Below are 10,121 nucleotides of genomic sequence, written 5' to 3' on the forward strand. Positions count from 1 at the left end.
TTGCCGCCGCGCCTCACTGAAGCGCCCAGAACCCCAGGCGGCCCAATCCCGCCGCCAGTTGCAGGCGGGCGTTCTGCCAGTCGGCCAGGGCGCGGATGTGCTGCTCCTGGGCATCGGCGTAGGCGCTCAGGGCGTTGAGCAGCTCGATCATGCTGCCGACCCCGGAGCGGTAGCGCCCGCGGGTCACCTCCAGGGCCTGGTGCGATTGTTCGACCAGGGCGTCGGTGCTCTTCAGGCTGCGGGTATCGACCATCAGCCGCTGGTAGCTGCCCCACACCAGCAGCGATACCTGCTGCTCGGTACCGGCCAGGGCCGCGCGGCTGGCCTCGACCTGGGCCCGCGCGCCGCGCACCCGGTAGTTGCGTTCGAAGCCTTCGAACAGCGGGATGTTCAGTTGCAGGCCCAGGCTCGAATCGCGCTGCCGGGTGTCACCGTTCAGCGACAGCGGCAGGTCGTTGCGCGCATGGCTGAGGCTGCCGGTCAGGGCCAGCGTCGGCCGGCCTTCGGCGCGCGCCTCGCGGACCTTTTCCTGGGCCGCGTCCAGCCGCGCCTGGGCGGCGATCAGCTCGGGGTGGTGGTTGCGCGCCTGGGCCAGCAGCCGGTCGATGGCGCCGACGAAGCCGGTATCGGGCATCGGCGTCAACTCGCTGGACAGCTTCAGCGCGCTATCCGGCGCCAGCCCCATGCGCAACGCCAGCGTGCCCAGGGCGTTGTCCAGGTTGCCGCGGGCGCGCACCAGGCGCAGCTCGGACTGGGACGCGGCGGTCTGCGCCTGCAGGCGGTCGGAAAGCGCCGCCGCGCCGGCCCGGTACTTGGCGTCGGCGGCCTGGAAGTTCTCCTCGGCCATGTCCTTGACCTGCTGCGCCGCGGCCAGGGCGTCCTGGGCGGCCAGGGCGTCGTAGTAGACCTGGGCGGCGTTGACGAAGGCGTTCTGCAGTATCGCGTCGTGGCTGGCGTTGGCCGCCACCAGCAGGTGCCGGGCGCTGCGCAACGCGGCGCGGCGCTTGCCGAAGTCGAACAGCACCCAGCTCAGGTCGAGGCGGGCATCGAGGCTCTTCTGGCGGGTCGAGGTCTCGACGCCGTCGAAGTCCAGGTAGTCGGTGCGGCTGCGGCCGTCGCTGGCGCCGACGCTGGCGCCCAGGCGCGGCAGGTAGGCCGACCAGGCGACGCCCATCTGCGCCGCCTGGGCCTTGGCCTCGGCCCAGGCCTGGCGGGTCTGCGGGTCCTGGCAGAGCATGCGCTCGATGGCCTCGTCCAGCGCCAGTTCCGCCTGGACGCCGTTGAACAGGCAGGGCACGCCGCCGTGCCGCGCCTCGCTGACCGGCGCCTGGGGCAGCGTGCGCTCGGTGCGGAAGACGTCCGGCCCGGCCAGGACCGCGGGGCCCGCGGCCAGCGCCAGGGCGAACGGGAGGATGCGCTTCATGCCGGTTCGCCCTCCAGCAGCCCGGGGTCGACGGCCCGCTCGCCCACCACCTTGCCGCCGGTGATGACCACCACGCGGTCGGCCGTGGCGATGGTCTCGGGACGGTGGGCGACCATCACCCGGGTGATGTTCAGCGAGCGGATAGCCTCGTTGACGCGGCGTTCGCAGTCCACGTCGAGGTGGCTGGTGGCCTCGTCGAGGAACAGGATCTGCGGCCGCTTGTACAGCGCCCGGGCCAGCAGGATGCGCTGCTTCTGGCCGCCGGAGAGCACCGTGCCCATGTCGCCGACCAGGGTGTTGTAGCCCATGGGCGCGATCATGATCTCGTCGTGGATGGCCGCCAGGCGCGCGCACTCCATGACCCACTCCATGTCCATCGCCGGGTCGAAGAAGGCGATGTTCTCCGCCAGCGAGCCGGCGAACAGGCTGTCGTCCTGCAGCACCGTGCCGACCACGCTGCGCAGGCCGTCGAGGCCGATCTGCGACAGCTCCATGCCGGCCACGCGGATGGCCCCGTCGGACGGCGGCAGGATGCCGAGCATGATGTTGACCAGGGTGCTCTTGCCGCAGCCGGAGGGCCCGACGATGGCCACCGACTCGCCGGCGCGGATGTCCAGGTCGATGCCGTCGAGCACGTAGGGCTCGTGTTCCGAGTAGCGGTAGCGCAGGCCGCGCAGCTCGATGCCGAACTCGCGCTGGCGCAGCAGTTCGGGGTCGATGCCGCTGCCGCCCTGCTCCGGCGCTTCGAGGACGATGTCGGCCAGGCGCTCGCCCTGCAACTGCAGCATGCGCAGTTCGAAGAACTTGTCGATCAGGCTGCCCACGCGGCTGTCGAACTGGCCCTTGTAGGACTGGAAGGCCATGAGCGCGCCCACGGTGAAATGCCCGTCCATCACCATGTTCGCGCCCAGGTAGATCACCAGCAGGTTCTCGATGCCGAACAGCAGGCCGTTGACCTGGCCGTAGAGCAGCCCCAGCTTCTGCGTGCGCAGGCCGGCGTTGACCTGCTCCACCAGCAGGCTCAGCCAGGTGGCGCGGCGCTCGGTCTGGCGCTGGAACAGTTTCAGCGGGCGCACGCCACGCATGGTTTCGAGGAAGTGCGTCTGCTGCCGCGCGCCATGGATGATCTCTTCCTCGGTGGCGTTGCGCAGCGGCTGGTACGAGACCCAGCGCACCAGGGCGTAGAGCACCATGCAGACGATAGCGATGCTGGCCAGCAGCGGGCTGTAGACCAGCATCATGCCCAGGGTGGCGATGGTCATCAGGCCGTCGAGCACCGCCACCAGGAAGGCCGAGGTCAGGGTGGACTGGATGCTGTCGACGGCGCCGAAGCGCGAGACGATGTCGCCCAGGTGGCGCTTCTCGAAATACTGCGTGGGCAGGTTGAGCAGGTGGGTGAAGACGTTGGCCCGCCACTGCACGTTGAGCAGCGTGCCCATGTGCATGCCCACCCATTGGCGCACGGCGCCGATGATCTGCTGCATCAGCATCATCAGGCCGAAGCCGATCAGCAGCGTGGTCAGCAGGTCGCGGTCGTTGCTGGGGATGACGTTGTCGATGGTCCACTGCATGAAGAACGGGCTGACCAGGGCGAACACCTCCAGGGCCAGCGACAGCAGCAGCACCTGGCCCAGGGAGCGGTACAGGCCGCTGACCTTGCCGAGCATGCCGAGCAGGCGCAGGTTCGGCTTGGCCTCCTTCTTCTCGAAGGCGGCGTCGGGCCACAGCTCCAGGGCCACGCCGGTGAAGGAACGCGACAGCGTCTCCACGCCCACCTTGCGGATGCCATGGGCCGGATCGTGGATCACCGCGCCGCGGCGGGTCACCGACTTGAGCACGACGAAGTGCTTGAAGTCCCAGTGCAGGATGCACGGGGTGCGCAGCTTGGGCAGGTCGGCCAGGCCCAGCTTCAGCGGGCGCGTGGCCATGCCCATCTGCTGCGCCGCCTCGATCAGTTGCTTGAGGGTGATGCCCTTGAGCGAGACGTTGAAGCGCTGGCGCATTTCGCGCAGGTCGTGGTGGCTGCCGTGGTAGCCGGCGACCATGGCCAGGCAGGCGATGCCGCACTCGGCGGCCTCGGTCTGCTGGATGCTGGGCAGGCGCCGGCCGAAGCGCAGCGCGAGGGAGTCGAAGATAGCCATACGGCGCGATACCTCAGAGTTTGCCGGACAGGCTGTAGAGGGGTTCGAGGACCCATTCGTAGAGTTTGCGGGTTTCCTGCAGCAGGTCGGCCTCCAGCAGCATGCCGCTCTGCAGCGGGCGCGGCTGGCCGTAGGCGCGCACTTGCTGTTCGTCCAGTCGCACGCGGATGCGGTAGTACTGCTCGCCGCTCTGGCCGACGCCCGGCACGCTGCCGGCCATGGCCGCCAGCTCGTTGTACGGCAGCGAGGTGCGCGAGATGGACAGCACCTTGCCGTTGTGCTGGCCGAATTTCTGGTAGGGGTAGGCCTGGTAGCGGATCCGCGCCGTATCGCCGACCTTGATGAAGCCCACCGCGCGGCTCGGCGCATAGAGTTCGGCGAGCAGTTCGGCGTTCTCGGGGACGATGCTCAGCAGCGGCCGCGAGGGGTCGACCAGTTGGCCGACCTCGGCCAGCACGGCGGTGGCGATGCCCGCTTCCGGCGCGACGATGCGCAGGGTGCGCTTGGCTTCGCTCTCGCCCAGTTGCTGGCGCACGCCGTTGAGCTGGCGTTGCAGCTCGGCGCGCTGGTTGGCGTGGCGCGCGTCGAGCCCGTCGAGGGTGGCCTGTTGTTCGCGCAATTGCTGTTGCAGCGCCGTGCGCTCGCGCTCCAGGCGCTGCAGGGTCTGGCGCTGGCCGAGCAACTCGGCCTGGCGCTGCTGGAACTGGTCCATGGAGATGTAGCCCTTCTCCATCAGCCCGCGGTAACGGCCCTCGGCGTCGCTGGCGATGGCCAGCAGCTTGCGCTGGCTCTGCAGCTGGGCGGCCTGGGTCGTCAGTTCCTCACGCAGGCTGACGACCTTGGCCTGCAGGCTGCGGCGCTCGTCGGCCTGCAGCCGCTGCAGCTTCTCCAGCTGCTGTTCCAGGGACACGCGGCTGGCCTCCAGCTGATGGCTGATGCCGGCCTGCACCGCCTGGTCCTGGCCGCTGTAGCGTTCGCTGGACAGGCGCAGGAGGGTCTGGCCGCGTTCGACCTTCTGCCCTTCGCGGACGGATTTCTCGACGATCACGCCCATCTGCGGCGCGTGCACCTTGGCCTGGCCGTTGACCGGCAGCAGTTGCCCGACCACGGTGCTGCGCTTGGTGTAGCTGCCCCAGATGAAGAAGCCCGCCACCAGCAGGGCGAACAGGGTGGCCAGGGTGGTCAGCACGCTGAAGGACAGTGGGCGTATGAGGATGATCGGGCCCAGCCAGTGGGCGCCCTGCCCTTGCAGGGCCTCGGTGCGGAACAGGGGTGTCTCGGTACTCAAGGTCAGGAGCCTTTGGGTTGTCGTTCGGCGATGGGTCTTTCTACCGGCGGAGCACGGGCGGAAACACCGGGGATGTCCGAATCTGGGGAAGCAAAACGACCTACATCAGCCAGATTTTTCTGAACTTCGAAGAAAGGCCGCCGGGCCGATGCGGGGTCACGAGCCTGCTCGCGCCCGGGAAGAAAAAAGCGGCGCCACCAAGGGGGAGAAAATTCGGCGCCGCTGAAAAACGAATCGGTGCCCCGGCGCAAGCGCCGGGGCGGTTCAGGGCCTCAGACCATGATCTGGTGGTTCTGGATCAGGTTCAGCAGGTCGGTACGCACGCCCATCAGGGTGATCAGGTCGGTGGAGCCGACCTGTTGGCCGATGCCGTCGCGGTCGACGCTGATGATGGTGTTGTTGCCCTCGACGCGGCTCGACAGGTAGTCCAGCAGCCCCTGGGACGAGGCATCCAGCTGCAGCACGCCGTCATCCCGGACCAGGCTGACCGGGCCGCCGTAGCCGAGCATCCCGCGCAGGTCGATGATGTCGGCGTTGCTGTTGTTCAGCACGTTGCCCAGGCCGAAGCCGAACACCATGTCATGGCCGTTGCTGCCATCGGCGGAAACGTCCCAGGCATCGACCGGACGATAGGCCAGGGTGTCGTTGCCGCCGCCGAAGAGGTAGTAGATGTCGTCGCCACCACGGCCTTCGAAGCGGTTGCTGGCGGCGTTGTCCATGAAGGCGTCGGCGTACCAGCTGCCCTTCACGGCCTCGATGCCGATCAGGGTGTCATTGCCCATGCCCAGCGACTGGCCGCTCTGCAGGTTGACCTGCACGCCCTGCTTGGCGAACTGGTAGTCCACCTCGTCCAGGCCCTGGGTGGCGCTCCAGACCTTGCTGCCGTCGGCCAGCAGGTTCCAACCGCCGCCGCCATTGATGACGTCGTTGCCTTCGGTGGCCATGAAGCTGTCGTTGTAGCCGGTGCCCACAGTGCCCGCGCCCTGGCTGTCGAAGCTCACGGTCGGCTTGCCGGCGGTCAGCACGTAGGCGTGCTCGGCGGCGCCGGTGACCAGGTTGCCCCAGGTCGGGTTGACCAGGCCCAGGTCCTCTTCGAAGCGGGCCGGGACCATGTTGCCGTTGCCGATGGCGGGCTCGGCCAGCAGCTTGGCGCTGTAGGTCTGGTTCGCGTCCAGGCCGTAGAAGTACACCAGGCCGGAGCTGTCGTTGGTCACGCCGGACTGCGGGTTGAGGATCTGGGTGGCAACCAGGCGGCCCGCCGCGTCGAACAGCTGCACGGTGTTGCCGAAGTAGCTGTTCATGCCGTTCTTGTCGAGGATGCGCAGGATCAGGCTGGTGCCTTCCACCACGTGGTTCTCGTTGCGGATCAGCACCGTGGGCGCCGAAGCGGTATCCAGGCCCACATGCTCCTTGCCGGAGGTGCGGTACAGCAGCAGGTCGATGGCGCCATCGAAGTCATAGTCCACCGCCACCGCGCCGGTGACGTTGTCGTAGGCCTCGTTGCCCAGCAGCTGGCCGCTGTTCATCCAGTCGCCATTGCCCTGGTTGATGAACAGCACCGGCGTCATGGCGGCATTGGTGCCGGACCAGGAGGTGTTCTGCCGCGGCGCCTCGAGGACGTCCATCTTGCCGTCATGGTTCCAGTCCACGGCGAAGGACGGGCCGCCGTCGAAGTGCACCAGGTTGCCCTTCTGGTCCTGGCCGAGGGCGTCGTTGAAGAACAGCGGGTTGTCGTTGTCCATCCCCAGCCACTTGCCGTTGGCGTCGTTGCCCAGGTTGAGAATGATGCGGCTGTCGTCGGAGTTGCCGTTGTAGCCGGTGGAGCTGCGGGTGCCGCGGGCCAGGAACAGGTCCAGGTCGCCGTCGCCGTCGAAGTCGGCCCAGGTCATGGCCACCGAGTTGTTGCTGACCTGCTTGGCATCCAGCGCGCGGTCGTCACGGAACACGTTGGCGAAGTTGCGCGACGACTCGAAATCGCCGTTGCCCTTGTTCTGCAGCACGGTCAGGGCGGTGTAGCCGTAGTAGTCGCCGTGGCCGGCGAGGTCGACGCTGCCGTTGTTGTCGATGTCGACGCCGCTGATCTCCGAACCCCACCAGGCCTTGTTGCTGTGGCTGGACTTGAGCACGCCGTCCTTGTTGTCGATGCGGCCGAAGGAGCCCTGCTGGTTGTCGACGTAGATGAAGTCGGTGTAGCCGTCGCCCTGGGCGTCCCAGGCGATGATGCCGCCGACGTTGTTGTTCTTCGACTTCTGCAGCGAGCCGGCGCTGTAGGTGCCGTCGGCCTTGGCGGTCCAGATCGGCAGGGTCCAGGAGGCGCCGCTGGTCATGGCCAGCACGTCCATCAGGCCGTCGCGGTTGTAGTCGGCGAAGGTGGCGTTGCTGAGCATGTGGCCGTCGCCGTCGTGGGTGACGTCGTAGGGTTCGGCCAGGTAGCTGGCGCGATAGTTTTCGCGGTCCTTGCCGCTGTACACGTGGCCGGCGTTCTTGTAGGCGGTGGAGCTCAGGGCGTAGCCGGTGCTCTGGAAGAACGACCAGGTGCCGTCGGCGCTCATGGCCATGGCGGCGGTGTTGGAACCACGCACCGAGGACACCGAGCCGCCCCAGCCGGTGTCATGGACGCTGAAGCCGGCCTCGTTGACCGGGCGGTGGGCGTCGGTCAGCACCTGCGGGCCGAAGCCGGAGTTGTTGCCGGCCACGTCCCAGGTGACGAAGCCCAGTTGCTGCTGGCCTTCGGGCAGGATGGCGTCGAAGCTCCAGCGGCCGTCGTTGCCGGCCACGGCGTAGCCGACGATCTTGTCCAGGCCTTCCTGGTAGCGGCCGTCGCGGTTGACGTCCTGCACCAGGGCTACGGTGGCGCCAGCTTCGGCCAGGCCGTACTGGGCGCTGGAGTAGTAGGCGCGCTCGCCGCTGAGGGTCTGCGTACCGAACTGCGGGGCGAAGGCGAAGGGCACCGGCGAGTCGATGTCGACGACCAGGGTGCGCTCGCCCAGCTCGACGCTGTTGCCGGCGTTGTCGGCCACCCGCAGTTTCACGCCCAGCTGCTGGCTGGCCGACAGCGGTTCGCTGGTGTAGCTCCACAGCTGGCCGCCGTTGGACATCAGCGTCTCCCAGGTCTTGCCGCCGTCCAGGGACAGTTGCAGGTGCTGGCCGATCTGCAGCGCGGCGCTGAGCTTGCCGGACAGGGTGACGCTGTTGTCACGGGTGATGAAGTCGTTGTTCTGCGCGCTCTGCGCGTTGCTGTACTGGCCGGCGATCTCCACCGCGGTGTCGGTGCCCAGCTCGATGCTGGAGTACATGTCCGGCAGCGGGTTACCGGCGTCGAAGACCACGTCCTGGGCCGCGTAGCTGCTGGCCACCGGGTTGCCCTGGGCGTCCAGCACGCGCATTTCGTAGCGCACCTGGGTGCCGAGGTTGTGCACGCTGGGGTCGATGTAGATCCAGTCGGTGCCGAAGGCCTGCACGGTCTTCCAGCTGTTGCCGCCATCGACGCTGACCTGCAGCTTGGCGCCGGCCGGCAGTTCCTCGCTGAGGGTGCCCAGCAGGGTGATCTTCGAGGCGCTGGTGATGTAGTCGCCTTCCACGCCGGTGTCCGGGGTGATGCCGATGATGCTGACCTTGATGCCTTCCACCGGCTGCGGGGTCACCTCGCGGCTGATGGTGATCTGCTGGGCGGTCATGGCGCCCTGGTTGCCGGCGGCGTCGATGGTGCGCAGCAGGTAGGTGTAGTTGCCGTTCTGCAGCTCGCGCACGTCCTGGTATTGCCAGTAGGCGCCGCTGACGGAAGCGACGTCCTGCCAGGTGGCGCCGGTGTCCAGGCTGATCTGCAACTTCTCGTTGGCGGCCAGGGCGGTGCTCAGGCTGCCGAACAGCATAGGCGTGGAGTCCGCGGTGACCAGCGGTTGCTCGGGCAGGGCTTCGGAAACGTTCTGGATGGTGGCCTGGGCGCTGGGCGGGGTGAGGTCGAGGATGAAGCTGAAGGGCGGGCTGAAGTCGCTTTCCAGACCGTTGCTGCTGTCGGTAGCGGTGGCGCGCAGCACCTGCACGCCCTCCTCGCGCAGTTCCTCGGAGGGGGTGAAGCGCCAGGAGCCGTTGCCCTGGACGATGGTGCTGCCGATCACCCGGTCGCCGTGATAGACCTTGATCAGGTCGCCGGCGGCCGCGCCGTTGCCGATCAGCGTCGGCGTGGTGTCGTCGGTGTAGCCGTTGAGCTGGACGATGCCCTGGTAGGCCGGCGTACCGGCATCGTCGAGCACATAGCTGATGTGCGGGGCGGATGGCGCCACGGGCACTTCGAGCGGGTCGTTCTGGGCGAGCACGGCAGCGGCCGCCTCGCGGGACAGGTTCTTGCTGACAGTCATGTGGTACTCCTGAGTCTAGTGTCGAACGGCGGCGGGCCGGGCCCGCCGCCGTTCGTTTGGCAGGCCTGCCGCTTGGCCCCGTCTGTGCGGGCGTCCGGCAGGCGAGGGAGGATGCTAAAAGGCCACCGCTGCCGTGTATCTAAGGCGCTCCCTAAAGTCCGGCGGCATTGGTCGGCGGCTGTCGGTGGGGGCGGGAAAGGTTGTTCGCGGAGGGGGCGGGGCGTTCATGGCGGGATGGGGAGGGCCCCGGTGCCCCCATGGGGAGCGGTGTTCTGGCCGGCGGCGTATAGCCGCGAACGGTTATGCGCCCTATGGTTCCAGGGGCGCATGGTCGTGGCGCGTCCCGCGCTCGCGGGAATGACGAGGGGGCTGGGAGTCTCAGGATGACTTCGAATTCACCGCCCGCTCCGAACAGCCCCCTCTCCCGCTTGCGGGAGAGGGCTGGGGAGAGGGGCTCTTCTGCGGATTCTCAACCGCTACTCCAACCCCCCCCCGTCATTCCCGCGAACGCGGGACGCGGCTCCATCGCGAACAGCGCTTGCGCTGGCCCGAAGGGGAATAACCCAGAGACTTTTGGGTTGGGGGCTCGGTGTAGCGCGCCGCTCCGAGTCTGCGGAGATTTTTTGTTTCGCCCCCTCGGGCGAGTCCCTTTTGTCAAACGGTGGAAGGCCACCCCCGCAAAAAGGAACCAAAAAGGCTTGCCCCGCATACGGGCCCGATAAAGCCGGGCTACCCTCACGAATTCCCCCGCCACGGAGGCCCGCCCCGAGGGTACGTCCCTGTAGCCCATCGGGGCTCTCGCGACATCCATGTCGCATGACCTCCTGAGCGGGGGTTTCGCTCGGCCTTCTGAAGGGGCACTCCGGTGCGCTCGGCTATTTCTCTGGAAATCCAAAATCCAGAGCAAGAGC

General features: G+C 67.8%; 4 protein-coding genes. All 4 read right to left on the bottom strand.

Annotated elements, in window-relative coordinates:
- Nucleotides 1-13 precede the first annotated feature (13 nt).
- Entirely contained in the window at nt 14-1,423 is a 1,410-nt protein-coding gene (locus BM060_RS28600; RefSeq protein ID WP_074985393.1) for a TolC family protein, read from the bottom strand.
- Nucleotides 1,420-3,564 (bottom strand): peptidase domain-containing ABC transporter, encoded by a 2,145-nt coding sequence (locus BM060_RS28605; protein ID WP_074985396.1) that lies wholly within the window; start codon nt 3,562-3,564, stop codon nt 1,420-1,422. Before BM060_RS28605 ends, BM060_RS28600 begins: the two co-directional genes overlap by 4 nt.
- Nucleotides 3,565-3,577: 13 nt before the next feature.
- Complete coding sequence (locus BM060_RS28610) at nt 3,578-4,834, bottom strand: HlyD family secretion protein (protein WP_074985407.1); 1,257 nt, start codon at nt 4,832-4,834, stop codon at nt 3,578-3,580.
- Nucleotides 4,835-5,124: 290 nt separating this feature from the next.
- The gene (locus tag BM060_RS28615) at nt 5,125-9,210 is read right to left on the bottom strand and encodes a VCBS repeat-containing protein (protein ID WP_074985399.1); all 4,086 of its coding nucleotides are present in this window, start codon (nt 9,208-9,210) and stop codon (nt 5,125-5,127) included.
- Nucleotides 9,211-10,121 lie beyond the last annotated feature (911 nt).

This window comes from Pseudomonas citronellolis (genome assembly GCF_900112375.1).
In the GTDB taxonomy this organism is placed as follows: Bacteria; Pseudomonadota; Gammaproteobacteria; order Pseudomonadales; family Pseudomonadaceae; genus Pseudomonas; species Pseudomonas citronellolis.

Excerpts from the sequence above, each read along its gene's own strand:
- BM060_RS28600 (WP_074985393.1), bottom strand. The coding sequence starts at position 1,423 with ATGAAGCGCATCCTCCCGTTCGCCCTGGCGCTGGCCGCGGGCCCCGCG.
- BM060_RS28605 (WP_074985396.1), bottom strand. The coding sequence starts at position 3,564 with ATGGCTATCTTCGACTCCCTCGCGCTGCGCTTCGGCCGGCGCCTGCCC.
- BM060_RS28615 (WP_074985399.1), bottom strand. The coding sequence starts at position 9,210 with ATGACTGTCAGCAAGAACCTGTCCCGCGAGGCGGCCGCTGCCGTGCTC.